The following is a 25,735-nucleotide window of genomic DNA, read 5'->3' as shown; positions in this document are numbered from 1 at the left end:
CACAGTGCCGCTCCTGCGCCTGGCGCGGGGGAGCGGCATTGTTGCATTAGCCTCTTTTCAAGACTTCCAGGGACTACGGCATGAGCGCAGTCAAAAATCTTTTCGTGCTCTATACCGGAGGCACTATCGGCATGCAGCAGACACCTGAAGGGCTGGCCCCTGGTGGTGGTTTCGAAGCACGCATGCGCGCGGGTCTGGGGCGCGAGGCCCTGGACTGGCGGTTTCACGAATTGCTGCCACTGCTCGACAGCGCCAACATCAGCCAGGCCAACTGGCTGGCCATGCGCGATGCCATCGTGACAGCGGTGACCGATGGCGGCCATGATGCGGTGCTGCTGTTGCATGGCACCGACACCCTGGCCTACAGCGCAGCCGCGCTGAGCTTCCTGTTGCTGGGCCTGCCGGTGCCGGTGGTGCTGACGGGCGCCATGCTGCCCGCCGGCGTGGAGGGCAGTGACGCCTGGCCCAACCTGTGTGGCGCGATGCAGGCCCTGCAGGCGGGTATCGCGCCTGGCGTGCACCTGTATTTCAATGGTCAATTGATGCATGGCGCACGGGTGAGCAAGCTGCGCAGCGATGCCTTCGATGCCTTTGGCGTGTTGCCTCGGCAACGTCACGGCGAACGCGCAGGTTCGATTCCTGCGACGCTGGACTACCTGCAACCACGGCAATCGGTGAACCTGGCGGTGCTACCATTTTTCCCGGGCATCCAGGCCTGTCATGTGCAGGCGTTGCTCGACAGTGGCGTGCGTGGGTTGTTGCTGGAGTGCTACGGCAGCGGTACAGGCCCTTCGGACAACGCCGAACTGCTGGCCGTTCTGCACGCAGCCCATGAGCGTGGCGTGGTGCTGGCGGCCATCAGCCAGTGCCCGCACGGCCATGTCGAGTTCGGTCTCTACGCTGCCGGTAGCCAGCTGCGAGCCAGCGGCCTGGTTAGCGCTGGCGGCATGACCCGCGAGGCGGCGCTGGGCAAGCTGTTCGCCTTGTTGGGCGCAGGTTTGCAGCAGGCAGAAGTGGAGCGCTGGTTCGCCCTTGACCTGTGCGGTGAGCGGGTGGCTTGATCACCAGGAAACGCACCCCGCGAATTCGTTTATCCTTTAAGGATGCGCAAGACGAGCACATTCGCTGTCGACTGCTGGGGCCGGAGGTGAGGTTTTGAAACCATTCCCGCTCAAACCGAGTGCCTCAACGCTGAACATGTTGCTTCAAGCGTGCCTGCAACGCCGTGACGCTGTGCCGCCCATGTTGACGGAAAAAGCGGTCATCCCCGGCATTCCCGCTGCCCGCTACTGGGTAGACCGTGACATTACGCCCTTCATTCAGGATGCGATTCTGTCCAACAAGCGCGAGAGCGAGCTGCTCGCTAGAGGGGGAAAATCGCCCGATGTGCTGCCGCAGGCCAATATGCTGGCCGTTTCGGGGGGCGGAGATGCAGGCACCTTCGCCGCGGGGCTGATTGCCGGGTGGACCGCCCACGGGACTCGTCCCCCGTTCAAGGTCGTCACGGGCATCAGCGCGGGCGCCCTGGTCGCGCCGTTCGCTTATCTGGGATCGGCGTACGACGACGTCATCCACACGATTGCCAATGCGATCGGTCCCAAGGACGTATTTCATCCGCGCAACATGCTGACTCGTCTTGCCAGTGACGGTATCGCGGACAGCAAGCCGCTGTCGCGGCTCATCACAAAGTACGTGACCACGGAGCTGCTGGCGGCGATTGGTCTGCAATACGCAGAAGGACGCATCCTGCTGATCGGCACGACCGACCTCGATTCGTGCCGGCCGGTGACCTGGAACATGGGTGCCATTGCTGCAAGCCAGGCGCCAGGTTCACTCGATCTGTTTCGCAACATCATGATCGCCTCGATGAGCATTCCCGGCGCGGTTTCGCCCGTCATGATCGATGTGGAGGTCGACGGTCAGCAGTTTCAGGAAATGCACGTGGACGGTGGGGTCATCACTCAGGTGTTCCTGTACCCGCCGGGGCTGGTCATGTCGATGAGCAAAGTTGTCGGTGCGCCGTATCGACGCGACCGCAATTTCTATGTCGTGCGCAACGGCAGGCTGGCGCCGGAGTGGTCTGGCACCAAGCGACGTACATTGAGCATTGGCGGTCGGGCCATCAGCGCCTTGATACAAACCCAGGGCATCAGTGACCTGGATCGCATTTACCGAATTGCGCAGCGGGATGGGGCGGATTTCAATCTTGCGTACATCGACGATGACTTTCAGTGCCCGCACAGTCAGAAATTCGATGGCGAGTACATGAGACGTTTATTCGATTACGCCTATCAACTCAGTGCCAAGGGCTATCCATGGCGTAAATCGCCGCCGAACGAGGCGTAGAATAGGTGTGCTACCTCTTGAAAAGGAGCCGGATATGATTACCGACCAAATCAACCAACAGGCCGATACGCAAAGAGCCGTGTGGGATCAGTATTTTTGTGCCGCGTTGATTGCGGAAAGTCACCTGTCGGCACCTGTGGTGGGGGGCCCGAAGTCGAATCACGAGGACAGGCAGAATCTGTTGGTGGAGAGGGCCAGGGTACTCGCTGACAAGATGATGGAACACAGGAGATAAACAAAAGCCCAGCCTTCGTGCTGGGCTTTTCAGGTTGCGCGTCATCGGGCACGCGCTATATTCGGGGCAAAGCGCAGCCCTGTAGCCGCTGCCGCCAGGCTGCGCTCGCCCGCGAAGCGGGCGCAGGATTTCAAGATCGCAGGGGAGCCCCTGCGGGACTCCAGCGCAGCCTGCGGCAGCGGCTACAGGGGCCGCCAGTTGACCTCCCGGTACGATGGAAATTCCCCCTCTGTAACCCCTGCAAAACTGGTCTAAGCTCATGGCGATAAAAAAACGCAGGAGTGACGACTGTGACGAAAAAACTCAACTGCCAGAAATGCAACCAGGACACGGCCGTAGAGCTGTGTTTTGACGAAGATATCGACGCTCAGGTCTACAATTGCGAGCATTGTGGTGGGCGGCATGTCGAGGTGGAAATCACCACACCGTCGGGAGGGCATGCCGTGAGCCGGTTCCGGCTGGATGAAGATGATTGAACATGGCGGAGTAATCGGCTTGCGCGTGCAGAATGAAAAAAGGCCGGTACGACATGTGCGGGGGAGCACATCGAGACCGGCCATGCTCTTAACAGCGAGCAGCTTTTCAGCACTTCCGAGCACTGATGAGGCAACCATAGCAATGGCCAGGTCACTTGGCCATGTGTCTGGTAGCTGAATACAACTAAGGTCTAATACCAGCCAAGCAGTAACGAAAAGCCCGGCGCGGGGCCGGGCCTGGTCGAGCCAGTGACATCAGTGATGTTTGTGCTTGTGCTTGTGTTTGTGCTTGCCGTTGTAGTGCTTGCCACTTGAACCGTGATCACGGTCGTCGTCGGCGATGTTGTTGCCCAGCGCACCACCCGCCGCGCCGCCAAGGCCGGCACCAATGGTGGAACCGGCCGAGCCACCCACGGCATTACCCAGGACGGAACCTGTCGCCGACCCCAGTCCGCCGCCAATCGCCGCTTCGGTTCTGTTGCCTTTTGGCGCACCCACGGCGCTGCCGGCAGCGCCGCCTACGCCGGCACCGATTGCAGCGCCTGTGCTTCCGCCAATCTGCTGGCCGACCACATTACCCAATGCGCCGCCAAGACCGCCGCCGATTGCCGTGGTGCCATCTCCTGCAGCCATTGCTCCTTGTGTGATCAGCATTCCTAGAAGAAGAGAAGGCAGTACTAAGCGCATGGTGTTGACCTCGATGGAATTGTCATTTCGTTCAAAAACTCAGGGTTTTGAGTTCGGGATGAGATTCCCGTCGTCCCCGGTGGAAACTGGAAATATGGATATTGCTGCACGCTTAAAGTTCGAATTGTGGGCATGAATGACGGGCTGCCCTTGTAACAAAATGTGCGCTGGCGCGTGGCGGAGGACCATTTTTAAATTTTTTTCAAAAAATTAGTAATTAAAACAGCACGTTGCGATTTTTTGTGAGAGAATGCCCCCACACCGAGAGAGAAAGGGTGATTAGCTCAGCCGGGAGAGCATCTGCCTTACAAGCAGAGGGTCGGCGGTTCGATCCCGTCATCACCCACCAATCTCTTCTCAGTGTTATGCGCAGCGGTAGTTCAGTCGGTTAGAATACCGGCCTGTCACGCCGGGGGTCGCGGGTTCGAGTCCCGTCCGCTGCGCCATATTCGCTTCAGATCAGGCCCACTGAACGCCTGGAAGCTACCAGAAAAGCGGCCTTGAGCCGCTTTTCTTTTTTCTGTTCCCGGACGAATGCCAAGCCATGCAGGCCCACCGACAAGTGGAGGCCTTTTGCCATTGCAGACTCCCCGCTCATGTGCCTTACTCATACCGCTTAGATGAGGAGCATGTGCCATGCGCCAACGGGGTAGCCAATACTGGGATTGGGCAGATTGCCAGCTCAATAGTCGTTGCCATGACGAGAAGTTGAGCAATGGTGCCGAGATCGATGTTCAAGTTCGCTTGTCTCGCGAGGGTGTCACCCAAGCGTTCATCGGGATCTATGCCGATAACGGGCGGATGCTCTACGAGGAATATCATGATGCTCGCGAATCCGAGACCATGACCCAGGCGATGCTGTGGTGTGTCGGCAGGGCGCGCACGCTCGCTACCGGTCACGCCTCCTCGGGTCCCTGGAGTATTGCCAGCCTGCATAAGGTGATCTGACCATTCATTCCTTCGCGGCGTGGCCTTCACGCTGGGCTATGCCGTGGCGGTCAAACTCCACCACCATGCCGATCAGGTGCTGCCAGGCTTTTGACCGACCTGGCCGGGCGTGGCGTTCGAGGGTCAGATGCGGCTTGTATTCCCGCTCGGTCGAGCCATGGATGCCAACCAATGCGGCATTGAGTGAATGGCTCCAATGGTCTTCGCAATCCAGTTCTGCAACGACACAGCGCCCACGCCTTGTGGTCCATTCGGAAATACTCGCTATGGTCGCCAGGCAGCACGGCAGTGGTTCGGAAAAGCTCAGCCGGACCTTCGCATTGTAAAAGGTCGTCAGGTGGACCTCTCGTTGCACGCCAGCCTGTTTCAAGGCCTCGGCGGACGTCTGCGAGGGCCAGGCAGCGGCCCAGCAGGCCGTGTGCTCGGTATCGTTCATGGTCTTTTTCCGATTCGGGTTCGTTACAACCTCTTGCAAGCCCGGCCATGTGCCAGACTTTCAGTTATCCGCTGGCGAGTGCAACCGTCAACCCAATCTTCAGAGATCGAATGTTGAACTTCAAATGACCGGGAGCAGGCTATGAGGTGCATCAATTGTGGAGCAGAGGCGCGAAGGATTGACCCGGCAAGCGAGGGGGTCGAGCTTGTTTGCCCTGAGTGTGGGCGTTTCTGCGTTTCCGACAGTGTAATGAGGCATAGAAAGTCCCAGGCGTTCGATATCGAACAGACCCGGATCTGGCTGCATCGTGAACGTGAAATCAATCCGGATCGTTGCCCACAGATCAACAGTGAGAACGTCATCTGGGCGAATCGATGAGTCGTGGCAGGGAAGGGGGTGATTATCTGATCATCTGCGGATTTTCGAGCGAGCGCAGATGAACAGGCACCTTTCCTGCCTCGAGTGATTGCACCGGGTGCATCGATGAAGCCGGCGAATGGGGTTCAAAACTGCCGGAACCGCGGGAGCGGTGCATCAATGACCTTGAGGGACGTCAGCGCTTTCTTCACCTGTTGCTCATCGGCCTCTACGGCCTTCAGGGTGTCCCGTATCTTCAAGGCTGCAGGCACGTCACCCTGGCGGTCGATCCAGTCGGCGATTTCCTTGCAGGTCGAAGCCAGCCGAGACTGACGGGAATTGATGATCGTGAGCAATGTGGCGATGGTTTCTTTATCGGACATTTCGCATTCCTCCGTTCAGCGAACAAAGTGTAGCAGTGCTCTACAAAGCCTGCACAAGGCGGCATTGTGAATGCATGGGCGCCGGGCCATTGGTCGGACTTTCTCCGTTGTGACCTTTAAATCACAAAATGACCGGCTAGTCTAAGGCCCCGTATCGGTCAGTATTTTCCAGGCAATCAGTCGTTTGCCGATACTGATCAGCTGTCGGAGGGAGCCATTGATGGGTGAGCATTTCCTTGAAGACCATGAGGAGGAATTTCCGGTAAACAGTTGCGTGCATTGCGGCCAAACCCCGTACCGGGTCGGTTTCGAAGGCGCGACGATCGATGACTCATCGGCCAGGAACCCCATACAGAAGCCAGCAGGGCGTTCGCGCAACAAGTTCCTGCCCAGGGCGATTTTCCAGGCGAAAAAGTAATTGGAAATAACCAGCGAACCCCGCCATCGAGCGGGGTTTTTTCTGCCGTCGGACAGGGTCGGGCTCAGCGCTCAGCCCCCTCGATCGGCAGCAACAGCTCGGCGCCCTGGTTGCGCACATTGCCCACCGCCTTGCTGACCTTGAACCATTCGAAGGTCTCGGAAGGTTCGCCCTGAAGCAGCGCCAGGTGTTCGGCTCGCTCCCTGGGTGTTGCCGGATCCAGCCATTCGCGGGCCAGTTCAGGGGCCAGCACGACCGGTCGTCGGTCGTGGATGTCGACCATGCCTCCGGCGCTGTCGGCCGTGATGATCACGAAGCCGTCGCTGTCCTGGCGGTCACAGTCGGCACGGGGATATTGACCGATGGCCGCGCAGAGGATGGGCGCAGTATCCCGGCGGCGGATGTAGTAGGGCTGTTTCTTGGGCTCGCCTTCGTCGACCCATTCATACCAGCCATCGATGGGCACCACGGCACGGTGCGGCCAGATGGCCCGGAAGAATGGCCCGTGGGCGACTTTCTCGACCCTGGCGTTGACAGGCGGGGCACGATCGGTGGCCCAGTGCGGTCGCCAGCCCCAGCGCACCAGGTCGGCATGCAGCCGGTCATCTTCGAGGTGAAAGAGGGCCAGTTGCGTCGATGGCGCCGCGTTATAGCGGCCCAGTGGTTGTTCGTCAACGGAATTGGCCAGGGCATTGGGCATGCTCAAGGCATCGACGAAGTCGTGAATGCCGCGGTATTGCGAGAGCCTTCCGCACATCGGCCTGACCTCCGGGCAGAGTGCAAAGCATAGCATTGCAGCTGTGCTTCACTTAGGGGTGAAGGACTTGTTCGATCGGATTAAAACGAGGTGAACATGGACACTTATCCAAGATACCCGGGTGGTACTCATTCTGCCGGGCCGCGGACACCAGACCCCGACACCGAAACCCCTGATACCGAGGATTGGCCTGACGATGTGGACGATCCAGTGGAGCCGGACCCGACCTGGAAACATCCGGATGACGGCAAGGAACTTCCGGAACGTGACAGGGAATTCCCGCTTAAACCCTGAAACCCGCAATTAACCTCGTTCCTACGCTCTGTGGGAACGAGAAGCTTAAATCCTATTCAGAAATTTCATTGAAGCCGCAATACTCTTCCCAGCTCATCCCAAGGGCATCTGCGACTTCCCGATGGGTTTCGATGCGCATTGCGTGAAGCTCTTCCGGGCTTCGGGCGATCAGCTCTAGAGCCAGCTCCCAGGGCTCCAGCCCTCGCGATTCGGCTTCATCTTCAAACGCCCATTCGATTTGCTGCTGTTGCTCTTTTGGGCTCAAGGCCTGGATTTCTTCCAGCAGCGTGGGGTTGGCGGCCTTGAATTTTTCGATGGCGCAATCGTGCCTCGATTCTCTTGCAATCATGTCGTTCTCACTCACTAAAAATACGCGCGACCACTGCTGAGTATTCTACGGCCCAATCGTCACGGCATACACTGTTGCGCTCAAATACCGGCCAACTGTAGCGCAGCACCCTGCGGTCTATCCGCTAGTGTGGCCTGGTACCCCGCCATCTCTGGATAACATCATGTTGTACTCAGTCGATCTGCTGTCGGCCTTTGCCTTGTTTGCGTTCGTCTCCTCGATCACGCCGGGCCCGAACAACACCATGCTGCTGGCCTCGGGTGTCAATTTCGGTTTCCGGCGATCGATTCCCCATGCCCTGGGCATCAGTGTCGGCTTCATGGTCATGGTGGTGGCCGTCGGGCTGGGCCTGGGCGAGGTGTTCAAGGCCGTGCCCATGGCGTATACGGTCCTGCGTTACCTGGGCGGTGCCTACTTGCTCTACCTGGCCTGGAAAATCGCGACCTCGGGGCCTATGTCCCAGGAGTCGAACAGCACCAGCCGGCCCCTGGGCTTCTGGGGCGCTGCGGCGTTCCAGTGGGTGAACCCGAAAGCCTGGGTCATGGCCATCGGGGCCATCACCACCTACACACCGTCCCAGGGTTATTTCGTCAACGTATTCGTCATTGCGCTGGTCTTCGCCATCATCAACCTGCCCAGCGTCTGCTTCTGGGCCGGCTGCGGCAGCGCCTTGCGCAACCTGCTGCGTAACCCGCGCTGGTTGATTTCGTTCAATGTGCTGATGGCGGTGTTGCTGGTGATTTCGCTGTATCCGCTGGTGTTCAGTCATCAGTAGGAGATTTCACTCGCGATTTTAAGAAACGTCTGAATGCGGTGGGTAGCATGTCGCTCTAAGCTGTCACCTGTTCGCCCAGCGCCATGGCTCTTTACCAGCGCACGGATTGCCGAGGCCATGGCACTGGGCGCGCTTGCCGATCGAGTCGCTGCTTTGATGAACCCGGTCGATGGCTTGCGCGCTCCTGGATTACTGGACCTTCGGACAATCACTTGAAGTCCCGCGAGTGGCCTGGCTGATGGTCGCGGCCAGCCGTTTTACATTGTTCTGGTGCGCCATCACCAGGTCCTCGATGGATGCACCCGCAGGCGTCTGCAGGGTGTTGTGGCAGGTCATTTCGATCACATTCTTGCTGGCACCCATGCTGCGCAAGCGCCACGTGGCTTCGAGCAGGGCGTACTGCCCCGGTAACGAGTCGAAGCGTTGCACATCGACCCGCAAGAAGGATTTGCGTTGCGAACCGCCGGCGTTCAATTGGTCTTCGAGGGCGCTCTGGAACTCATCGGCGAGGCTGGCCCCCCACCATTCGAATTCAAGGACCGCCAGGCCGCTGCTACCCTGGCGAATAACGATCTCGGTGCGATCGACCTGGGGCGGCACCGTGATTCGCTCCAACTGGATATCGGCGCTGGCACCTTGCGGCGCACCGCCTGCATGGGGCGCCATCAGGGTGTGGTAATGAACCGGATCACTGGCGCAGGCGCCCAGGAACACGAACAGGCTCACCAGCGGTATTTTCAACGAAAAGGGCATAGGCTAACTCCTGTAATCAATCGCTCGAAGAGGGTTGCAGGCTTGGCGGCAGCGCGCTTTTCGGACGGCCGCGAAGCAACGATTCCGGATGCCGGCCCAGGTAGTTGGTCAACTCGCGCAAGGAGCGAGAGGTGCGGGTCAATTCCTCGATGGTATCGCGCAGGCGTTCGCGCTGCGGGGAGTCTTCGGCCAGCGTCGAGTTGGTCGATTGCAGGGTCGTACGCATGTCCTGCAAGGTTGTATTCACACCCGGCAAGGTCTTGCCGTTGAATTGGACGAGGCTCTTGTTCAGTTCCATCAGGCTTGAGTCGAGGTTATTGGAGATGCGATCAAGCGGCATCTTGTTGAACTTGTCGACCATCGCCTGCAAGCGTTCCTGCAGTTGTTCCAGGCTGCCTGGAACGGTAGGAATCCGGAGCGGCCGCTCGGTGGCGTCGAAGGCGACCTTGTCGGCCTTGGGGAAGAAGTCCAGGGCGATGTACAACTGCCCGGTCAGCAGGTTGCCGCTGCGAGCCTGGGCGCGCAGGCCATGCTCGATGAAGGTGCCGATGATGCGCGCGCCGCCTTCTTCGTCATTAGGGTCGTGCTTGAGGACTTCAAGCATTTTCTGGTGAGCCTGGCCGAGGCGCTGGGGGTAGATCACGATACCGACATTCACCGGGAACCTTTGCCGTTTCTCGTCGTAGTCCAGATTGACCGAGACCACCTTGCCGATCTCCACGCCCAGGAATTCGACCGGCGCGTCGACCTTCAAGCCGCGCATCGGGTCGTCGAAGCGCAAGACCAGGAATTGTGGCTTGCCGCTGGGTGGGGCGAGGGCGGTGACCTCGTCGTCGAACAGGTCGAAGCCCTTGTCTTCGGCCGCTACCTTGTCACCCGGGCTGAAAGCGGGAGCACGGAAGGCAATCCCGCCGACCAGCATCGCCGACAGTGATTCGGTCTTGACCGAGAAACCATTGGCCCCTGCGCTGACGTCGATGCCGCTGACGTTCCAGAAGCGGGTGTTTTCAGTGACAAAGGCATCATTGGGCGCCTGGATGAATACTTCGATGTCCACGCTCTTGCCGTCGGGAGCCAGGTTGTAGGCCACTACCTGGCCGACCGGGATCTTGCGGTAATAGACCGGCGAGCCGATGTCCAGCGAACCCAGGTCCTGGGTATGCAGCATGAAGCGCTTGCCCGGTTCGCCATAGGTGATGGGAGGTGGCGTTTCCTTGCCGATGAAGGTTTTGGTGCGTTTGTCGGCCTTCCCGATATCGGCACCGATGAAGTCACCGGACAGCAGGGTATCGATCCCGGAAACGCCACCGGCTCCGATGCGCGGCCTGACCACCCAGAACACCGAGTCTTCACGGGTGAAGGATTCGGCCTGCTTCTCCAGCTTCACCGTCGCATTCACGCTTTTTTGATCGTCGCTGAGTTCGACTTCGCTGACGTGACCGATTACCACGTTACGGTATTTGACTTCGGTCTTGTTGGCCGTGAGCCCTTCGCCGGTCTTGAAGTTGATAGTAATGACCGGGCCGGCCTGCATGCGGTCATGCACCACCAGCGATATACCCACCAGCACGGCGACGATGGGCACGATCCAGACCAGTGACACACTCCAGCGGCTGGTGGTCTTGACACTTGGGTTGCCGGGCAGGGAGCGCCCGTCAGTGGCTTCTTGCTTCATCCATGACCTCCTCGGAATGTCGGTTTTCCCACATCAGGCGCGGATCGAAACTCATCGCCGAGAGCATGGTGCAGACCACCACCAGGCCAAAGAACAGGATGCCGGCCCGCGGTTCGATATCGCCCAATGCCTGGAACTTGACCAGCGCCGCGACCAGCGCGACCACAATGACGTCCAGCATCGACCAGTAGCCGATCAATTCGACGAACCGGTACAACTTCGAGCGTTGCCTGCAGGCCCACTGGCTGCCCCGTTGAGCGGTGACCAGAAGCAGGGTAATGGCAACGAACTTGATGCCCGGCACCGCGATGCTGGCGATGAAAATGATCAGGGCGATGTCCCAGGCGCCGTGTTCCCAGAACTCCAGCACACCGCCGATGATGGTGCTGTCGGCACCGCTGCCGAGCATGACGGTGTTCATGACCGGCAGTACATTGGCAGGAATGTAGAACACCAGGGCGGCGAGCATGTAGGCCCATGTCCGTGCCAGGGAGTTGGCCTTGCGCATGTGCAGGGGCGCGTTGCAGCGCGGGCACTGATGGGGATGGCCGGTCATGTCGCAGGCCAGGCCGCAACTGTGGCACAGGCACAGGTTCAATTCGCTGGCAAATGGAGGCGAGTTCATAGGGTGTCCCACAGGTCGCGGACATCACGTCCGGCCACCTTGATCAGCAAAATGCTAAGGACGGCGAGGGCGATCAGGCCGATGCCCGGCAACACGTCGAGCATTCCCGCCAGTTTGAAGACCGCGACCATGGCGCCCAACAGGCACACTTCGAGCATGCTCCAGGGTCTGAGTGTCTCCAGCCAGCGCATGCACGGGGCGAACCCGGGCGAGCGCCTGTTCGTGAGCGCGAACAGCAACACCCAGATCAACAGAGCCAATTGAATGATCGGCGCGATGATCATGGCGATGGCCGCGACCATTGCCATGAACGTAATGGGACCATCGCTCAGTGCCAGCACCGAGTCCCACAGCGTCGCGGAATTCTTCAGGCCCTGCAGGCTGATGCTCATGACCGGATAAAAGTTGGCGAAGATCCACAGCACGGTCGCCGTCAGGGCCAGGGCCAGGCGCTGTTGCACGGTCATGCCGTTGTAGCGCTGGATCACCGCGCCGCAGCGTTGGCAAAGTGCCTTCTGACGCTTGGCAAGGACGACCTTTTCATAGACGCTGTCGCAGTGTTCGCAAATGATCAACCGATCGGTCGTGGCCATGAAAAATGCTCACCGGGAGGCTTTGAAAGTCAGCTGACTCGCTAGATCAATATAGAAGCGTGGTGTGATTGAGCAAATATATAGAGTGACTGCCGAGAAAAAGGCTCCATGATCAAGCCCGAAAACCGCTAGTGTGCCGGCGCAATCGGGATGATCATGGCGTCATGAACCTCGATCACGCTATTTGCTACCGGGCCCTGGCCAGCCGTGACGCCCGCTTTGACGGGCGGTTTTTCGTCGGAGTGCGCACCACCGGCATCTACTGCCGGCCCATCTGTCCGGCGCCCACGGCCAAACCGGAAAATACCCTGTTCTTCCCGACGGCCGCAGCCGCCCAGGAGGCTGGTTTTCGTCCTTGCCTGCGCTGTCGACCGGAAGCGGCGCCCGACTCGGGAGCGTGGCGCGGAGTGTCGAATTCGGGGTACTCCAATACCGTTGCCAGGGCGCTGGGCCTGATCGAGGCGGGGGCTCTGGATGAGTGCGGCATGGCGGCGCTGGCCGAACGCCTGGGTGTCGGCGAGCGTCAGCTGCGGCGCCTGTTCGCCCAGCATGTCGGTGCCTCGCCTCTGGGAGTGGCGCAGACCCGGCGGGTACTGCTGGCCCGGCAGCTGCTCCATGAAACCGCGATGCCCGTTACCGATATTGCCTTTGCCGCGGGTTTCGGCAGCATCCGGCGCTTCAACGAGGTGTTCCAGAAGCTCTACGGGCGCCCGCCCAGCGCCTTGCGCCGTGGTGCACAGGCCGCACGCGCGAAGGTGGCGGGTGAGGGGGTGACGCTGCTGCTGCGATATCGGCCGCCCTATGACTGGCAGGCAATGCTGGACTTCCTCGCGGCACGGGCCATACCGGGGGTCGAAAGCGTGATCGGCGGTGTCTATTCGCGCAGCATCGGTATCAATGGTGCGCAAGGTACCGTTCAGGTACGCATGGGGCAGGGCAATGCCCTGGCCGCAACTATCCATTTTCCTCAACTGGCAGCGTTGCCGGTGATCATTGCCCGCTTGCGTCGGGTGTTCGATCTGGCAGCCGATCCCGAGGCTATCGAAGGGCAGCTGGCGGTCGACCCGCTGATGGCCAAATTGGTCGATACGCGCCCCGGGCTGCGCGTGCCCGGTGGCTGGGACGGTTTCGAACTGGCAGTGCGTGCTGTGCTGGGGCAGCAGATTACCGTGGCGGGGGCGATCAAGCTGGCGGGAAAGTTGGTGGCCAGCCATGGGCAACCCCTGCAGCTGCTCGATGGCCATCCATCGGGATTGACCCACGTCTTCCCGGAGCCCTCGGCCTTGATCGGGGCGGACCTGACGAACCTGGGCATGCCGCGCTCGCGCAGGGCGACGCTGGAGGCGGTCAGCGCCGCGCTGGTCGCCGACCCCCGGCTGTTCGATAGCGGCGCAACATTGCAGGATGCCATCGCCAGGTTCTGTGAGCTGCGTGGCGTCGGGGACTGGACGGCGCAGTACATTGCCTTGCGGCAGTTGCGCGAGCCTGATGCCTTTCCGGCGGGGGATGTGGCGTTGGTCAAGGCGCTCGGGTTGCTGGAGGGGGCTGCGTCGACTTCGGCGCACTTGCTTGCCAGGGCACAGGCGTGGCGGCCGTGGCGGGCCTATGCGGCTCAGCATCTGTGGACGTCCTTGGGGGACAAAGTTAGGACCATCGTTCCGGGTTGAGTGGCTTGCCCGCGATGCAGGCGCCGCGCTATTTCAGGCATACGTCAGACACCTATCGAAATTCCCTCGCTATTAGCCGATACTGCCCCGGTGGCCAAATGTGGTATCTATTTGTCAGCCTGGGCTTCCAGGTGTTTTTTTCAAGGTTAGAGGGCATCATGAGCGACGAAAGCATGAATTGGGCAACGCTGGGTTTCGACTACATCAAGACAGATCTGCGCTATCTGTCTTACTGGCGTGATGGAAACTGGCAAGACGGCGTGCTGACCGAAGACAACGTGCTGCACCTCAGTGAAGGCTCCACCGCACTGCATTACGGCCAGCAGTGCTTCGAAGGCCTCAAGGCCTACCGCTGCAAGGACGGCTCGATCAACCTGTTCCGCCCAGACCAGAATGCCCTGCGCATGCAGCGCAGCTGCTCGCGCCTGCTGATGCCGCACGTGCCCGTCGACGCGTTCATCGAAGCCTGCAAGGAAGTGGTTCGTGCCAACGAGCGGTTCATCCCGCCTTACGGCACCGGCGGCGCCCTGTACCTGCGTCCATTCGTCATTGGCGTGGGCGACAACATCGGCGTGCGCACCGCACCGGAATTCATTTTCTCGATTTTCTGCGTGCCGGTCGGCGCTTACTTCAAGGGCGGCCTCAAGCCCAACAACTTCCTGATCTCCACCTACGACCGTGCAGCGCCGAACGGCACCGGCGCGGCCAAGGTCGGTGGCAACTACGCCGCCAGCCTGTTGCCCGGCGCTGAAGCGAAAAAGGCTCATTTCGCCGATTGCATCTATCTCGACCCGCAAACGCACTCGAAAATCGAGGAAGTGGGCTCGGCGAACTTCTTTGCCATCACCAGGAACGATGAATTCATCACGCCCAAGTCGCCATCGGTATTGCCAGGCATCACCCGCCTGTCGTTGATCGAACTGGCCCAGAGCCGCCTGGGTCTGAAAGTGATCGAAGGCGACGTGTTCGTCGACGATTTCGCTCAGTTCAAGGAAGCCGGTGCCTGCGGTACCGCTGCGGTGATCACGCCGATCGGCGGGATCCAGTACAAGGATCACCTGCATGTCTTCCACAGCGAGACCGAAGTCGGCCCGGTGACCACCAAGCTCTACAAAGAGCTGACCGGCATCCAGTCCGGCGACATCGAAGCGCCTGCAGGCTGGATCGTCAAGGTCTGATCGACGCCAGCCTTCAATAACCGGTCATCTCCAGGTAGCCACGCCCGCCGTGGCTGCCGCTGATACGCACCGGTCCTTCCCAATAGGGAAACGAGGTTCCCATCCAGGCGTGTGCCTGGGTGGCCTCGACCTGCACATCCACCTTGTGATCCGGAACGCGCACCTGCCAGCGGGTCGGCACCTTGCGGCCGTTTTCCTGAACGGTCCAGGCCTGTTCGCTCAATTGGATCTGGTCGCTGCGCAGCGACTCGGCTTGGCCATCGGCATTGATCCAGGTGCCGGCGCGGTAGGGCTCGGCACCGGTCTGGCGCACCTGGAACAACATCAGCCCGGCGCCACCCTCCAGATGCAGGGAAAACCAGTCCCAGCCGTGTTGTTCGGCGGTCAGCGGCTGGCTGCTCCATTCCCGGTCCAGCCAGGCCAGCCCGGTGACCGGGTAATGCTGGCCTTCGCGCTCGATCTCTCCTCTGACCCGATAGAACGGCTGGCTGTAATACCAGGACGCTTGCCCCTGTCCGGATTTCACGCTGTAGCCCTGGTTGCCGTGCAGCACCAGCGGGCCGTCGCTGCGCAGTTGCAGGCGATAACGGAAGTCCTTGCCCGAGGCCTGCATCTGCAGTTGTTGCAGCCCTTGGCCCGGGACACCCTGCAGCGACCAGTCGTCGATCCAGGCGAGGAAGGGCTGCGCCTCCACGCCCGCCTGCCCGATGCCGCCACGGGCCAGCGCCTCGCTGAACTGATGGCCATACGGGCCGCTCAGCGCTGCGTGGCCCATCCACAGATTGGGGCTGTTCCAGCCGGGTACCTCCGGGCCCGGGCGCAGCGCCGAGCGGAACAGCGTCCACTGTGCGCCCCAGTCGCGCCCCTGTTCGTCGGTGAGGTTGGCGGTGATGTACCACCATTCGATGCGATAGCCCGTGTGGGCACCGTGGTCGGCGGGGAATTGCAGCGCTCGGCCCCGTTCGACCTGCAGGAAAGCCGCGGCGTCCCGGCCCAGGCCCGCATAGCTTTTGCGCGGCTCCGGAGTCTGCTCGCAGGCGCCCAGCAACAAGGCCAGGCTCAAGGCCAGGGCGCGGTTAAGGTTCATCGGCAAACTGCCTCAGCAATTCGGCGGGTTGGCGCCGCGCCAATTGCCAGAGTGGTCCGGCGGCGGCGAGCAGGCTGGTGAGCAGGCCGAGCAGGCCCAGTTGCAGCAGTTGCCCGGCAAATACATGCAGGGGCAGGCGCCAGCCGAAGGCCTGCACATTGACCACCGCCACCAGGCACCAGGCCAGCAGCAGGCCCAGCGGTATCGCCAGGAGCACGGTCAGCAGGGCCAGCATCAGGGTCTGTCCCAGGCAGAGCCAGACCAGCGAGGCACGACCGACGCCCAGTGCCCACAGCGGTGCCAGTTGGCCCAGGCGGCTCTGGCCCAGGGTCAACAAGCTGATGAAAAGCGCCACGCCGGCGACACCGAGGGTCAGGCTGTTGAGTGCGGCGGTGGCGGCGAAGGTGCGATCGAATACTTCCGTCGACCAGCGCTTCAACGAGCTCTGGTCGACCACCCGCGAGCTGTCCAGGCCGTAGCGTTGCTCGAGCGCTGCCTTCAGCTCCGGGACGCGTGCAGGTGCCATGCGCAGGTTGAGTGTACTCACGCGCGCCTCGCGCCAGTAGCGCCGCAACCAGTTCGCGTCGACCAGCACATGGCCCTTGGAGTTGCCATAGTCGGCATACAGCCCGACGATGGTCAGGTGTTGTTCGGTCTGGTCGGTCGGTAGCAACAGGTCATCGTCCAGCCCCAGTTTCAGGCGCCGTGCCAGTTGCTCGCTGAGCATGGCGCCCTGGCCCGCGGCCAATTGCGTCCAGGCATCGCTGCGCTGTTCCAGTAGCGGCCAGTGCTGGCGGTAGCTGGGATGGTCGGCGATGCCTTGCAGTTGCACCGGCCAACCCTGCAGGCGTGTATCGACCCGCCAGTTCGGCAGGACCGCATCGACCCCCGGCTGACCGCTGAGCCAGGCACTGATCTCAAGGGCCTGGGGGGTATCCCGGGGCGTCACATACAGGTCGGCGGACAGGCGCTGGTCGAGCCAGCCGACGAAGGTCCGGCGAAAGCCCTCGGTCATGCTGCCGACCCCGACACTGGCGGCCAGGGCCAACAACAGGGCCATCAACGCCAACGCCAGGGCTGGTAATTGCTGGCGGCTGTCGGCAATGAACCACTGGGTCAGCGGCCCACGAGAAAAGCGCGTCAGCACGGCCAATGCGGCGTCGAGCAAGGCTGGCAGTAACAAGGCCGCTGTCAGCAGCACGGCAGTTACCATGACAAAAGCGCTGAGCAAGCTGTCACCGAACCACCAACAGGCCATGGCCAGCACAACCAACACGATGGCCAGGAGCACTTGCCGGCGTAGCCACACGCCTTGAGCCAGGCGCCAGGCTTGCGGTTGCGCCAGTGCCAGCAGTGGCAAGCGCATGGTGCGCAACAGGCTGCTGCAGCCGGCCAGGAAAGCGCCGAGCAGGCTGATGGCCAACCCCGCGAGCCCCCATTGCGGCGACAGGCTCAATTGTCCGGCCACCTGGGCGCCGTACAGGCCACGCAGGCTGGCCGCCACATCGGGCAGCAGCAGGCTGGCCAGCAGATAACCGCTGATCACCCCGGCCAGGCCGCCGAGCAGGGCGAACAAACCCAGTTCCAGCGTCAGTGCGCCAATCAGCCCGCTCAGGCTCACACCACAGGCGCGCAGGGTGCGCAACAGGCCGCGACGCTGTTCCAGCGCCAGGCCAATGGCCGCATGCACGATGAACAGACCGACGACAAAGGCCAGCATTCCGAGCGCGGTCAGGTTGAGGTGAAAGCTGTCGGTCAGGCGCTGTAGATCATCGGTATCAGTTGACGCTTGCAGCCTCAGTATCGCTGCCAGCTCGACAGGAAGGGGCGGTGCAAGGGCTGCGAATGCCTTGGGCAGCAACAGTCGAGATAACTGTCCCGGTGCTCGCAACAGCGTCTGCGCATGGCCAATGTCGACTACGATGACCCCGGGTGCCAGTTGCGCCTGTACCTGCAATGGTGGCAAGCGCTGCCCGTCGCCGCTGAGCGGTTGCTCCCCGGCTTTGAGGCCCAGGCGCAGCAGGGTGTCCGGGGCAATCCAGGCCTGCCCTGGCGGACCGATGAACCCATCGAGGTCGAAGCCTGTGGTGAGTTGCCCGGCGATCGACGCCTCGCGGGGCAGGGTCAACGGTTCGATGCCGAGCAGGCGAAGGGTCGATGGTTCTTTTCCGGCAATGCTCAGGCGACCCTCGAGTATCGGTGAAACCGGCCAGCCACTGCGGCGCAATTGAACATGGGCCGCCTGGTCGAAGCGTTCGCCCTGGCGCGCCACCAGTTGCGCCTGTGCAGCGCTCGCGAGCAGGGCGCCGGCGCGGGCATAGTCGGCCCGGGCCTGGTTGTTGAGTGCTTGTACGCCGGTCCATAACGCAGTAGCCAGCCACAGGCCGGTGAGTATGCTGCAGAACTGCAACGGATGACGCCGCCAATGACTGAGTAGTGCCAGCAGGCTGATGCGCAGCATGCCCATCACGCCTCCCCGGGCTGTATGCGACCCAGATGCAGGCACAGGCGGCGTGTCAGGCGGGAGGCAAGGCGTGCGCTGTGGGTGACCATCAACAGGCTGCTGCCGGCTTCTGCGACCAGCTGCAGCAGCAGGTCGAGCACTGTATCGCTGGTCGCTTCATCCAGGTTGCCGGTGGGCTCGTCGGCCAGCACCAGTGGCGGCCTTGGGGCCAGCGCCCGGCCGATGGCCACGCGCTGTTGCTGGCCGCCGGACAGCTGCTCGGGATAGCGCTGCAGCAAGGGCATCAGCCCCAGTCGCCCGGCCAGGTGCTCGACCCAGGCCGGATCATGCCGCCCGGCCAGGCGCGCCTGGAATGCCAGGTTGGCGGACACCTGGAGGCTGCTGATCAGGTTGTACTGCTGGAATATCAGGCCGATGCCTTCGCGTCGCCAGCGCGCCAGTTCCGCTTCGCGGCGGCCCTGCAGCGGCTCGCCGTCGACCAGGATCCGTCCACTGTCGGCGCGTTCCAGGCCGGCGATCAGGTGCAGCAGGGTGCTCTTGCCGCTACCCGATTCCCCCATCAATGCAAGGCTGGTGCCTGTCGACAATTGGAAATCGACCCCGCGCAACACCGGCAGTTTGCCTTGGGCGGTGATGAACGACTTTCGCACGTCCTCGACGACCAGCATGTGCGCAATTCCTCACTGTGAAATGTGAAGGATAGCTGGGAGGAGGGAAGCGCCTGTGAGCCTCTCTGTCGCCTGCCAAGGCCTCATCGCTGGCAAGCCAGCTCCCACAGGGGAAATGCGTGCGCCTCGGTCTTCTGTGGGAGCTGGCTTGCCAGCGATGCAGGCGACACGGTCAACGCAGACTATCCACCACAATCCTTGTCGCCGCCGCGATCACATCATCCCGCGGCTTGGCATCCGCCGCCAGTTGCGTGTAATAGACCGCCAGAACAATCGGCCCGCCAGCCGATGGCCAGATCACAGCGACATCGTTGGTCGTACCATAGTCGCCAGTACCCGTCTTGTCGCCGACCTGCCAATCGGTAGGTACACCGGCCCGAATGCGTTTGGCACCCGTGGTGTTGCCGCGCAGCCAGGCCTGCAACTGCTCGCGCTGGGCCACCGCCAGGCTGTCGCCCAGCGCCAGTGCGTGCAGGCTCTGGGCCATGGCGACGGGAGACGTCGTATCGCGGGGATCGCCAGGCAGGGCCGAGTTCAGTGCGGTCTCCCAGCGGTCGAGGCGAAAATCGCGGTCACCGATCGATCGTGCGAATGTGGTGACAGCCTCGGGGCCGCCGAGCAGCTTCATCAGCAGGTTGGAGGCGGTATTGTCGCTGTACTGCAGTGCAGCGGCGCACAACTCGGCCACCGTCAGGCCGTCGGTGAGATGCTTCTCGGTCACGGGCGAGTAGGTGACGAGATCGTTTTTTGTGTAGTGGACTTGCCGCTGCAGAAATCCGTCAACCCGGGCACTGTGGGCGAGGATGGCACCGGCCAGGATCACCTTGAAGGTGCTGCAGAAGGGAAAGCGCTCTTCGGCCCGATAGAGGATTCGCCTGCCGTCGGCGGTGTTCCAGGCACAGACGCCCAGACGACCTCCGGCAGTGCCTTCAAGCGTTTCGAACAGGGCACTGGCGTTGTCGCTTGCACGGGCGCCGAGGGCCAGGGCGAACGGGGCGGTGAGGGCGGCGAGCAGAAAGGTGCGGCGGTTTGGGCATTGAAGCATGGCTTCGTCTTTCCTTTTACGAGTGATGGTTCTCGTTCCCACGCTCTGCGTGGGAATGCCGTGCAAGACGCTCCAGCGTCGACGTCCCAGTGCGCGACGCAGAGCGTCGCCGGATGCATTCCCACGCAGAGCGTGGGAACGAGGACGCCGCCGAGGGCGAATGCGAACACTTTCGGGTCGGACCCGAACAATTTTACCCCTGTCGAACCCCTGATAATCCAACGCAAGGCGTGCTCCGTCCGTGCGCCAGTTCGATCAGGAACCGGCATGGCTACCCCCTTATTACACACGTTCGATTCGAGTCGGGTCTACACCCAGGCGCAACAGCAGTCCATTGGCTTTCTGCTGGAAGACAACTTCTCGTTGATGGCCCTGGCTTCGGCCATCGAGCCATTGCGCCTGGCCAATCAATTGTCCGGGCATGAACTGTATCGCTGGCACACCCTGACCCAGGATGGGCGCCCCGTGTGCGCCAACAACGGCCTGCAGGTGTCGCCCAATGCCGCCGCCAGCCTCGCGCCGACCATGGACGCGCTGTTCGTCTGCGATGGCGAGGGCGTCGCCGTCGAACACCAGCGTAATGAGCCAGGCGCGCGACAGTTGCCGTTCAAGCACATGCTCGGCCAGGTGCATCCCAAGCTTCAGGAGGTGGTGGAGCTGATGGAAAACAATGTGCGCGAACCCTTGAGCCTCGACGAACTGGCCAACTACCTGAGTGTCTCCAGGCGGCAGCTGGAACGCTTGTTTCTCAAGTACCTGCACTGCACCCCCTCGCGCTATTACCTGAAGCTGCGGCTGATTCGTGCGCGTCAACTGCTCAGGTATTGCGCGTCGCCGGTCATGCAGGTGGCGGCGGAGTGCGGGTTCATTTCGACCCAGCATTTCACCAGACGCTATCGCGAGCAGTACGGCGTGTCGCCAAAGCGCGACCGACTACAGGGAGTGGGTGCGAAGCTGCAAACGGTGCCGTGAGCACCCTTGCCGTTCACCTGCTGTCACCCAACCGGCCCCGAGATCTTCGGGGCCGGTTTTTTTATTTTTTTGGAGGGGAGGGGCCAGAAACGCAGTGTTTCGGATTCGACCAATTTCGGGTCGTGTCCGTACAAAAACCGCAGGTCGATACCTGCTGCAATGCTCTCCACGGACCCGGCCAAAAGCGGCGTACCGAATCGCTAACAATGACAAGGAACACAGACGATGCAAATGCCAAAAACCATCCAGATCCGCAACGGCGAGAAAGTCCAATCGACCTTTTCCGAGCAGGAATACGCCGAGCGCCAGGCCAAGCTGCGCGCCTACATGGCGGCCCAGGACATCGATGCGGCGGTGTTCACTTCGTACCACAACGTCAACTACTACAGCGATTTCATCTACTGCTCCTTCGGCCGTCCGTATGCACTGGTCGTGACCCAGGACAAGGTGGTATCGATCAGCGCCAACATCGACGGTGGCCAGCCATGGCGCCGCACCGTGGGCACCGACAACATCGTCTACACCGACTGGCAGCGTGACAACTTCTTCGTCGCCATCCAACAGGCGCTGCCCAAGGCCGGGCGCATCGGTATCGAGTTCGACCACCTCAACCTGCAGAACCACGAGAAGCTCGCGGCACGTTATCCGCAAGCGCAACTGGTCGACATCGCTGCACCGTGCATGCGCATGCGCATGATCAAGTCGGCAGAAGAGCAGGTGATGATTCGCCATGGCGCCCGTATCGCCGACATCGGCGGCGCGGCAGTGGTCGAGGCCCTGCGTGACCAGGTGCCGGAATACGAAGTGGCGCTGCACGCCACCCAGGCGATGGTGCGCGAGATCGCCCGGACCTTTCCGGAAGGCGAACTGATGGACACCTGGACCTGGTTCCAGTCCGGAATCAATACTGACGGCGCACACAACCCGGTGACCAGCCGCAAGGTCAACAAGGGTGATATCCTGAGCCTTAACTGCTTCCCGATGATCGCCGGCTACTACACCGCCCTGGAGCGCACCCTGTTCCTCGATCATTGCTCCGATGAGCACCTGAAGTTGTGGAACGTCAACGTCCAGGTACACGAAGCGGGTCTCAAGCTGATCAAGCCGGGCATGCGTTGCAGCGACATTGCACGCGAACTGAACGAGATCTTCCTCCAGCACGACCTGCTGCAGTACCGCACCTTTGGCTACGGCCATTCGTTCGGCACCCTCAGCCATTACTACGGCCGTGAGGCAGGCCTGGAGTTGCGCGAGGATATAGACACGGTTCTGGAGCCGGGCATGGTGGTGTCGATCGAACCGATGATCATGTTGCCCGAAGGGCTGCCAGGCGCAGGCGGCTATCGTGAACACGACATCCTGATCGTCAACGAGCATGGCTCGGAAAACATCACCAAATTCCCGTACGGGCCTGAACACAACATCATCAGAAAGTAACGTGAAGCGCCGTACAGGGATGTGCGGCTTTTTTATTGAAAAAGGAGCACCGCAATTCCGTAGCCGCTGCCGCAGGCTGTGCTGGAGTCCCGCAGGGGCTCCCCTGCGATCTTGAGCCTGCGCCCGCTTCGCGCGCGAGCGCAGCCTGCGGCAGCGGCTACAGACCCCGGAATTCCTTGAAGAGCCTTAACCGATAGAACAATAAAAGGGTATCAGTCATGTCCAGCACTTCCACACTGACGTCAGCCCAATTCCATGCAAGCGAGCAGGACGCCGAGCGTCGAGCACTGCGCAAGGCTGCGCGGGCCAGCTTCATGGGTAACTTTGTCGAGTGGTTCGACTACGCAGCATACGGTTACCTGGCGACGGTCATCGCCGCCACCTTCTTCCCCCAGACCGATAAAGCCACGGGCCTGCTGGCGACCTTCGCCGTGTTTGCCCTGTCCTTTATCGTGCGGCCATTGGGCGGTCTGGTATGGGGTCACTTCGGTGACAAATACGGGCGCCGCAATGCGTTGTCCTGGTCCATCCTGATCATGTCCGTCTCGACGTTCTGCATCGGTGTGCTGCCCACCTACGGGCACATCGGTCTATGGGCGCCTGCATTGCTGTTGCTGATACGCCTGGTCCAGGGGTTTTCCGCGTCTGGCGAATACGCCGGGGCGTCGGCGTTCCTGGCCGAATATGCACCCCAGGGCAAACGCGGGCTGTACACCAGCATCGTGCCGGCCAGTACCGCGGCCGGGCTGCTGTTCGGTGCTGCGTTCGTGGCGGGGATGCATGCACTGTTGACCAGTGAGGACATGCAAAGCTGGGGCTGGCGCCTGCCGTTCCTGCTGGCGGCGCCCTTTGGCCTGGTCGGTCGCTACATCCGCATGAGCCTGCAGGACACGCCCAAGTTCCTGGAAATGGAGCAGCGCCTGGAAAGCAAAGAGGGTGCGACCCACGCACCGATTCGCGAGCTGCTGACCGTGCACCGGCGCAGCGTCATCATCGGTATTGGCGTCACCTGCCTCAATGCGGTCGCGTTCTACCTGTTGCTCAGCTACATGCCAACCTACCTGTCCACCGAAATGGGCATGAGCGAAAACGACTCCTTCATCGCCTCGACGGTTTCGCTTGCGACCTATATCGGGCTGATTTTCCTGATGGGCAAGCTGTCGGACTTTTTCGGGCGCAAGACGATGCTGGTGATGGCTTCGGTCCTGTTTCTGCTGCTGACGTTCCCGTTGTTCGGCATGCTGGATCATCAGCCGCTGGTGGTTATCCTGATGATCCAGATTGTCTTCGGCGCCATGCTGGCCATGAACGATGGCACCTTGCCGAGCTTCCTCGCGGAAATCTTCCCGACCCGGGTACGGTTCAGTGGTTTTGCCTTCAGCTTCAACATCGCCAACGCCCTGTTCGGCGGTACCGCGCCCTTTATCGCCACCTGGTTGATTCAGCTGACCGGCAACAAGATGGCGCCGGCCTGGTACCTGCTGGCGGCGGCAATGGTTGCCTTGATCGCCATGCTGGCGTGCCGGGAAACGGCGCACAAGGCACTGCAGGACTGATTTTGCGCAAACCATAGGCAGCGAAGGCGCTTGTTTGGCGCCTTCGCTTTTGCCGTTACTGCAACGCGCCCTGTTTACGCTCGCCCATCGGTGACAAGCCGAAGAAGCGGCTGTAGCACTTGGAGAAGTGCGCCGGTGAGGCAAAGCCGCAGGCCAGGGCGATGTCGCGCACCTGGGACTCGCTGCGCAGCAGCAATTGACGCGCCCGGGACAGACGCAACTCCAGGTAATACTGGCTTGGCGTGCGTTGCAGGTACTTGTGGAACAGGCGTTCGAGCTGGCGCACCGACACTTCGTTCAGGCTGGCCAGTTCATCCAGGCCCACCGGCTCCTCGAGATTGGCTTCCATGATGGCCACCACCTGGCTGAGCTTGGGTTGCGACGTGCCCAGCTTGCTGCGCAACGGCACCCGTTGCTGCTCCCGCGCTCCGCGTACCCGATCACATAAAAGCAACTCGGCAGCACGTGCGGCGATCTCTGCGCCGTCGGGCTCGCGGGCGACCAGTTGCAGGGTCATGTCCATGGAGGCGACACCGCCCGAACAGGTGTAGCGGTCGCGGTCCAGCTCGAACAGCTGGTTGGAAATGATGATCCCCGGGAAGCGGTCCTTCAGCTGTTCGATGTCTTCCCAGTGAATGGTGCAGCGGTAGCCCTTGAGCAGGTCGGCGCGGGCCAGCAGGTGGCTGCCCGTGCAGATCCCGCCCAGGGGAATGTGCTGGTGCGCCAGTTTGCGCAGCCAGTTGAGCAGGGGGCGGCTGCTGTGATCGGAGACGATGGGGTTGGAGCCCACGACGAAGAGAATGTCCAGGGCGGGGGCGTCGTCGATGGAGTGGTCGGGCAGCACGCGCATGCCATTGCTGGCGGTCACCGGGTCGTGATTGGCGGCAATGATGACGGTTCTGTACAGGGTTCGGTGCGCGGCCATGTTGGCGATGCGCAGGGTTTCCACGGCGGAAGCGAAGCCGATGGTGGTGAAGTTGGGCAGCACCAGAAACCCGATGGTTTTAACCGGCCTGTGCGCCTTGGCCGAATGCTCCGCGACGGATTTTTCCTTCAATGTCTGGGCCATGTTCTTTCCTCTTTGCATCGGTAATGCGTTCTCCGGCATAGGCATCGAGACATCGCAGTACGAGCGGTTTTTCTTTTTGTACATGCCTGCATCCAGGCCCTTGGATAGTACACCTTGTGCGGGGGACGGTGGCTGGCCCTTCGCGGTTCTGGCGAGCATTTCGATGTCGATATCAGACAACTCGGGTGTCTGTCGTTTTTGCACAATCGGCTCAACAAAAAAAACAGCGACGGAAGGTTTCCGTCACGAGGAGAGCACATGTTCAGCAAAAACGATCGACTCCAGGGTTATGACGATGCACTGCTGGCGGCGATGAATGCCGAAGAGCTGCGTCAGGAAGATCACATCGAACTGATCGCCTCGGAGAACTACACCAGCAAGCGTGTCATGGAAGCCCAGGGCAGTGGCCTGACCAACAAGTACGCCGAAGGTTACCCGGGCAAGCGCTACTACGGCGGTTGCGAGCACGTGGACAAGGTCGGGCA

At 61.4% G+C, this 25,735-nt stretch carries 27 protein-coding genes, 2 tRNA genes and 1 pseudogene; 15 read left to right on the top strand and 15 right to left on the bottom strand.

What is annotated here, in order from left to right:
* Nucleotides 1-80: 80 nt before the first annotated feature.
* The 4 genes from F2S13_RS17005 to F2S13_RS16990 all read left to right on the top strand — a co-directional run bounded on the left by F2S13_RS17005 (nt 81) and on the right by F2S13_RS16990 (nt 3,057).
* Nucleotides 81-1,061 (top strand): asparaginase, encoded by a 981-nt coding sequence (locus tag F2S13_RS17005; protein WP_166362846.1) that lies wholly within the window; start codon nt 81-83, stop codon nt 1,059-1,061.
* A gap of 94 nt (nt 1,062-1,155) precedes the next feature.
* On the top strand, nt 1,156-2,346 hold the full coding sequence (locus tag F2S13_RS17000; RefSeq protein WP_166362844.1) for a patatin-like phospholipase family protein: 1,191 nt from the start codon (nt 1,156-1,158) through the stop codon (nt 2,344-2,346).
* Nucleotides 2,347-2,380: 34 nt separating this feature from the next.
* A complete protein-coding gene (locus F2S13_RS16995) occupies nt 2,381-2,581 on the top strand; it encodes a hypothetical protein (RefSeq protein ID WP_166362842.1) in 201 nt (66 codons plus the stop codon).
* A gap of 290 nt (nt 2,582-2,871) precedes the next feature.
* Nucleotides 2,872-3,057, top strand: coding sequence for a hypothetical protein (locus F2S13_RS16990; protein WP_166362840.1), 186 nt, complete (start codon nt 2,872-2,874; stop codon nt 3,055-3,057).
* Between the two features lie 255 nt (nt 3,058-3,312).
* Here F2S13_RS16990 and F2S13_RS16985 read toward each other — a convergent pair whose 3' ends face one another.
* A complete protein-coding gene (locus F2S13_RS16985; RefSeq protein WP_166362838.1) occupies nt 3,313-3,744 on the bottom strand; it encodes a glycine zipper domain-containing protein in 432 nt (143 codons plus the stop codon).
* Nucleotides 3,745-4,017: 273 nt separating this feature from the next.
* On the opposite strand from F2S13_RS16985, the gene F2S13_RS16980 reads away from it, so the two are divergent.
* Nucleotides 4,018-4,093: transfer RNA gene (locus F2S13_RS16980), tRNA-Val, on the top strand.
* Between the two features lie 20 nt (nt 4,094-4,113).
* Nucleotides 4,114-4,190: transfer RNA gene (locus tag F2S13_RS16975), tRNA-Asp, on the top strand.
* 8 nt (nt 4,191-4,198) lie between these two features.
* Here F2S13_RS16975 and F2S13_RS29640 read toward each other — a convergent pair.
* Nucleotides 4,199-4,324: a hypothetical protein gene (locus F2S13_RS29640; RefSeq protein ID WP_281354560.1), complete on the bottom strand. Its 126-nt coding sequence runs from the start codon at nt 4,322-4,324 to the stop codon at nt 4,199-4,201.
* 56 nt (nt 4,325-4,380) lie between these two features.
* Here F2S13_RS29640 and F2S13_RS16970 point away from each other — a divergent pair, with 56 nt between their 5' ends.
* Entirely contained in the window at nt 4,381-4,692 is a 312-nt protein-coding gene (locus F2S13_RS16970) for a hypothetical protein (protein ID WP_166362836.1), read from the top strand.
* A gap of 4 nt (nt 4,693-4,696) precedes the next feature.
* On the opposite strand, the gene F2S13_RS16965 is transcribed toward F2S13_RS16970, so the two are convergent.
* Together F2S13_RS16965 and F2S13_RS16960 are read right to left on the bottom strand one after the other, a co-directional pair.
* Entirely contained in the window at nt 4,697-5,128 is a 432-nt protein-coding gene (locus F2S13_RS16965) for a hypothetical protein (protein ID WP_166362834.1), read from the bottom strand.
* A 503-nt stretch (nt 5,129-5,631) separates the two neighbouring features.
* Nucleotides 5,632-5,868, bottom strand: coding sequence for a hypothetical protein (locus tag F2S13_RS16960; protein WP_166362832.1), 237 nt, complete (start codon nt 5,866-5,868; stop codon nt 5,632-5,634).
* Between the two features lie 220 nt (nt 5,869-6,088).
* On the opposite strand from F2S13_RS16960, the gene F2S13_RS16955 reads away from it, so the two are divergent.
* Nucleotides 6,089-6,286 carry a hypothetical protein gene (locus tag F2S13_RS16955; RefSeq protein ID WP_166362830.1) on the top strand — a complete coding sequence of 66 codons (198 nt, stop codon included), beginning with the start codon at nt 6,089-6,091 and terminating at the stop codon, nt 6,284-6,286.
* A gap of 64 nt (nt 6,287-6,350) precedes the next feature.
* Here the strand turns inward: F2S13_RS16955 and F2S13_RS16950 are convergent, their stop codons facing one another.
* Nucleotides 6,351-7,043, bottom strand: coding sequence for an SOS response-associated peptidase family protein (locus F2S13_RS16950; protein ID WP_166362828.1), 693 nt, complete (start codon nt 7,041-7,043; stop codon nt 6,351-6,353).
* A gap of 346 nt (nt 7,044-7,389) precedes the next feature.
* Nucleotides 7,390-7,686 carry a DUF6388 family protein gene (locus F2S13_RS16945; RefSeq protein WP_166362896.1) on the bottom strand — a complete coding sequence of 99 codons (297 nt, stop codon included), beginning with the start codon at nt 7,684-7,686 and terminating at the stop codon, nt 7,390-7,392.
* Between the two features lie 163 nt (nt 7,687-7,849).
* Between F2S13_RS16945 and F2S13_RS16940 the strand changes: the two genes are divergently transcribed.
* Entirely contained in the window at nt 7,850-8,461 is a 612-nt protein-coding gene (locus F2S13_RS16940) for a LysE family translocator (protein WP_166362826.1), read from the top strand.
* Nucleotides 8,462-8,650: 189 nt separating this feature from the next.
* Here the strand turns inward: F2S13_RS16940 and F2S13_RS16935 are convergent, their stop codons facing one another.
* The 4 genes from F2S13_RS16935 to F2S13_RS16920 are packed head-to-tail and all read right to left on the bottom strand — an operon-like array spanning nt 8,651 to nt 12,107.
* Nucleotides 8,651-9,214 carry a PqiC family protein gene (locus F2S13_RS16935; protein WP_166362824.1) on the bottom strand — a complete coding sequence of 188 codons (564 nt, stop codon included), beginning with the start codon at nt 9,212-9,214 and terminating at the stop codon, nt 8,651-8,653.
* Between the two features lie 16 nt (nt 9,215-9,230).
* The gene (locus F2S13_RS16930) at nt 9,231-10,889 is read right to left on the bottom strand and encodes a PqiB family protein (RefSeq protein WP_166362822.1); all 1,659 of its coding nucleotides are present in this window, start codon (nt 10,887-10,889) and stop codon (nt 9,231-9,233) included.
* On the bottom strand, nt 10,870-11,514 hold the full coding sequence (locus tag F2S13_RS16925) for a paraquat-inducible protein A (protein ID WP_166362820.1): 645 nt from the start codon (nt 11,512-11,514) through the stop codon (nt 10,870-10,872). The genes F2S13_RS16930 and F2S13_RS16925 overlap by 20 nt, the downstream gene beginning before the upstream one ends.
* The gene (locus F2S13_RS16920; protein WP_166362818.1) at nt 11,511-12,107 is read right to left on the bottom strand and encodes a paraquat-inducible protein A; all 597 of its coding nucleotides are present in this window, start codon (nt 12,105-12,107) and stop codon (nt 11,511-11,513) included. The genes F2S13_RS16925 and F2S13_RS16920 overlap by 4 nt, the downstream gene beginning before the upstream one ends.
* Nucleotides 12,108-12,271: 164 nt before the next feature.
* Between F2S13_RS16920 and F2S13_RS16915 the strand changes: the two genes are divergently transcribed.
* Together F2S13_RS16915 and F2S13_RS16910 are read left to right on the top strand one after the other, a co-directional pair.
* Complete coding sequence (locus F2S13_RS16915) at nt 12,272-13,774, top strand: DNA-3-methyladenine glycosylase 2 family protein (RefSeq protein WP_166362816.1); 1,503 nt, start codon at nt 12,272-12,274, stop codon at nt 13,772-13,774.
* Between the two features lie 158 nt (nt 13,775-13,932).
* On the top strand, nt 13,933-14,952 hold the full coding sequence (locus F2S13_RS16910) for a branched-chain amino acid aminotransferase (protein WP_166362814.1): 1,020 nt from the start codon (nt 13,933-13,935) through the stop codon (nt 14,950-14,952).
* Nucleotides 14,953-14,965: 13 nt separating this feature from the next.
* Here the strand turns inward: F2S13_RS16910 and F2S13_RS16905 are convergent, their stop codons facing one another.
* The 4 genes from F2S13_RS16905 to bla form a co-directional block, all read right to left on the bottom strand.
* Nucleotides 14,966-16,039: a lipocalin-like domain-containing protein gene (locus F2S13_RS16905; RefSeq protein ID WP_166362812.1), complete on the bottom strand. Its 1,074-nt coding sequence runs from the start codon at nt 16,037-16,039 to the stop codon at nt 14,966-14,968.
* Nucleotides 16,029-18,506, bottom strand: a complete 2,478-nt coding sequence (locus F2S13_RS16900) for an ABC transporter permease (protein ID WP_166362810.1) — start codon at nt 18,504-18,506, stop codon at nt 16,029-16,031. The genes F2S13_RS16905 and F2S13_RS16900 overlap by 11 nt, the downstream gene beginning before the upstream one ends.
* On the bottom strand, nt 18,506-19,171 hold the full coding sequence (locus F2S13_RS16895) for an ABC transporter ATP-binding protein (protein ID WP_166362808.1): 666 nt from the start codon (nt 19,169-19,171) through the stop codon (nt 18,506-18,508). The genes F2S13_RS16900 and F2S13_RS16895 overlap by 1 nt, the downstream gene beginning before the upstream one ends.
* A gap of 172 nt (nt 19,172-19,343) precedes the next feature.
* Nucleotides 19,344-20,216 carry a class A beta-lactamase gene (gene bla, locus F2S13_RS16890; protein ID WP_166362806.1) on the bottom strand — a complete coding sequence of 291 codons (873 nt, stop codon included), beginning with the start codon at nt 20,214-20,216 and terminating at the stop codon, nt 19,344-19,346.
* A 267-nt stretch (nt 20,217-20,483) separates the two neighbouring features.
* On the opposite strand from bla, the gene F2S13_RS16885 reads away from it, so the two are divergent.
* The 3 genes from F2S13_RS16885 (at nt 20,484) to F2S13_RS16875 (ending at nt 24,181) form a co-directional block, all read left to right on the top strand.
* On the top strand, nt 20,484-21,188 hold the full coding sequence (locus tag F2S13_RS16885) for a GlxA family transcriptional regulator (protein ID WP_166362804.1): 705 nt from the start codon (nt 20,484-20,486) through the stop codon (nt 21,186-21,188).
* Between the two features lie 225 nt (nt 21,189-21,413).
* Entirely contained in the window at nt 21,414-22,625 is a 1,212-nt protein-coding gene (locus F2S13_RS16880; RefSeq protein ID WP_166362802.1) for a M24 family metallopeptidase, read from the top strand.
* A gap of 218 nt (nt 22,626-22,843) precedes the next feature.
* The gene (locus F2S13_RS16875; RefSeq protein ID WP_166362800.1) at nt 22,844-24,181 is read left to right on the top strand and encodes an MFS transporter; all 1,338 of its coding nucleotides are present in this window, start codon (nt 22,844-22,846) and stop codon (nt 24,179-24,181) included.
* A gap of 55 nt (nt 24,182-24,236) precedes the next feature.
* Here the strand turns inward: F2S13_RS16875 and F2S13_RS16870 are convergent, their stop codons facing one another.
* Complete coding sequence (locus F2S13_RS16870) at nt 24,237-25,250, bottom strand: GlxA family transcriptional regulator (RefSeq protein ID WP_166362798.1); 1,014 nt, start codon at nt 25,248-25,250, stop codon at nt 24,237-24,239.
* Nucleotides 25,251-25,508: 258 nt separating this feature from the next.
* Between F2S13_RS16870 and glyA the strand changes: the two are divergent.
* Nucleotides 25,509-25,735, top strand: a pseudogene (glyA, locus tag F2S13_RS16865) (serine hydroxymethyltransferase); the annotation flags it as partial.

The organism is Pseudomonas akapageensis, from assembly GCF_011355085.1.
Classification (GTDB): Bacteria; Pseudomonadota; Gammaproteobacteria; order Pseudomonadales; family Pseudomonadaceae; genus Aquipseudomonas; species Aquipseudomonas akapageensis.
This window is presented reverse-complemented; position numbering and strand designations above follow the sequence as displayed.

Excerpts from the sequence above, each read along its gene's own strand:
- F2S13_RS17005 (WP_166362846.1), top strand. The coding sequence starts at position 81 with ATGAGCGCAGTCAAAAATCTTTTCGTGCTCTATACCGGAGGCACTATC.
- F2S13_RS16995 (WP_166362842.1), top strand. The coding sequence starts at position 2,381 with ATGATTACCGACCAAATCAACCAACAGGCCGATACGCAAAGAGCCGTG.
- F2S13_RS16985 (WP_166362838.1), bottom strand. The coding sequence starts at position 3,744 with ATGCGCTTAGTACTGCCTTCTCTTCTTCTAGGAATGCTGATCACACAA.
- F2S13_RS29640 (WP_281354560.1), bottom strand. The coding sequence starts at position 4,324 with ATGGCAAAAGGCCTCCACTTGTCGGTGGGCCTGCATGGCTTGGCATTC.
- F2S13_RS16970 (WP_166362836.1), top strand. The coding sequence starts at position 4,381 with ATGCGCCAACGGGGTAGCCAATACTGGGATTGGGCAGATTGCCAGCTC.
- F2S13_RS16965 (WP_166362834.1), bottom strand. The coding sequence starts at position 5,128 with ATGAACGATACCGAGCACACGGCCTGCTGGGCCGCTGCCTGGCCCTCG.
- F2S13_RS16960 (WP_166362832.1), bottom strand. The coding sequence starts at position 5,868 with ATGTCCGATAAAGAAACCATCGCCACATTGCTCACGATCATCAATTCC.
- F2S13_RS16955 (WP_166362830.1), top strand. The coding sequence starts at position 6,089 with ATGGGTGAGCATTTCCTTGAAGACCATGAGGAGGAATTTCCGGTAAAC.
- F2S13_RS16950 (WP_166362828.1), bottom strand. The coding sequence starts at position 7,043 with ATGTGCGGAAGGCTCTCGCAATACCGCGGCATTCACGACTTCGTCGAT.
- F2S13_RS16945 (WP_166362896.1), bottom strand. The coding sequence starts at position 7,686 with ATGATTGCAAGAGAATCGAGGCACGATTGCGCCATCGAAAAATTCAAG.
- F2S13_RS16940 (WP_166362826.1), top strand. The coding sequence starts at position 7,850 with ATGTTGTACTCAGTCGATCTGCTGTCGGCCTTTGCCTTGTTTGCGTTC.
- F2S13_RS16935 (WP_166362824.1), bottom strand. The coding sequence starts at position 9,214 with ATGCCCTTTTCGTTGAAAATACCGCTGGTGAGCCTGTTCGTGTTCCTG.
- F2S13_RS16930 (WP_166362822.1), bottom strand. The coding sequence starts at position 10,889 with ATGAAGCAAGAAGCCACTGACGGGCGCTCCCTGCCCGGCAACCCAAGT.
- F2S13_RS16925 (WP_166362820.1), bottom strand. The coding sequence starts at position 11,514 with ATGAACTCGCCTCCATTTGCCAGCGAATTGAACCTGTGCCTGTGCCAC.
- F2S13_RS16920 (WP_166362818.1), bottom strand. The coding sequence starts at position 12,107 with ATGGCCACGACCGATCGGTTGATCATTTGCGAACACTGCGACAGCGTC.
- F2S13_RS16915 (WP_166362816.1), top strand. The coding sequence starts at position 12,272 with ATGAACCTCGATCACGCTATTTGCTACCGGGCCCTGGCCAGCCGTGAC.
- F2S13_RS16910 (WP_166362814.1), top strand. The coding sequence starts at position 13,933 with ATGAGCGACGAAAGCATGAATTGGGCAACGCTGGGTTTCGACTACATC.
- F2S13_RS16905 (WP_166362812.1), bottom strand. The coding sequence starts at position 16,039 with ATGAACCTTAACCGCGCCCTGGCCTTGAGCCTGGCCTTGTTGCTGGGC.
- F2S13_RS16900 (WP_166362810.1), bottom strand. The coding sequence starts at position 18,506 with ATGGGCATGCTGCGCATCAGCCTGCTGGCACTACTCAGTCATTGGCGG.
- F2S13_RS16895 (WP_166362808.1), bottom strand. The coding sequence starts at position 19,171 with ATGCTGGTCGTCGAGGACGTGCGAAAGTCGTTCATCACCGCCCAAGGC.
- bla (WP_166362806.1), bottom strand. The coding sequence starts at position 20,216 with ATGCTTCAATGCCCAAACCGCCGCACCTTTCTGCTCGCCGCCCTCACC.
- F2S13_RS16885 (WP_166362804.1), top strand. The coding sequence starts at position 20,484 with ATGGCTACCCCCTTATTACACACGTTCGATTCGAGTCGGGTCTACACC.
- F2S13_RS16880 (WP_166362802.1), top strand. The coding sequence starts at position 21,414 with ATGCAAATGCCAAAAACCATCCAGATCCGCAACGGCGAGAAAGTCCAA.
- F2S13_RS16875 (WP_166362800.1), top strand. The coding sequence starts at position 22,844 with ATGTCCAGCACTTCCACACTGACGTCAGCCCAATTCCATGCAAGCGAG.
- F2S13_RS16870 (WP_166362798.1), bottom strand. The coding sequence starts at position 25,250 with ATGGCCCAGACATTGAAGGAAAAATCCGTCGCGGAGCATTCGGCCAAG.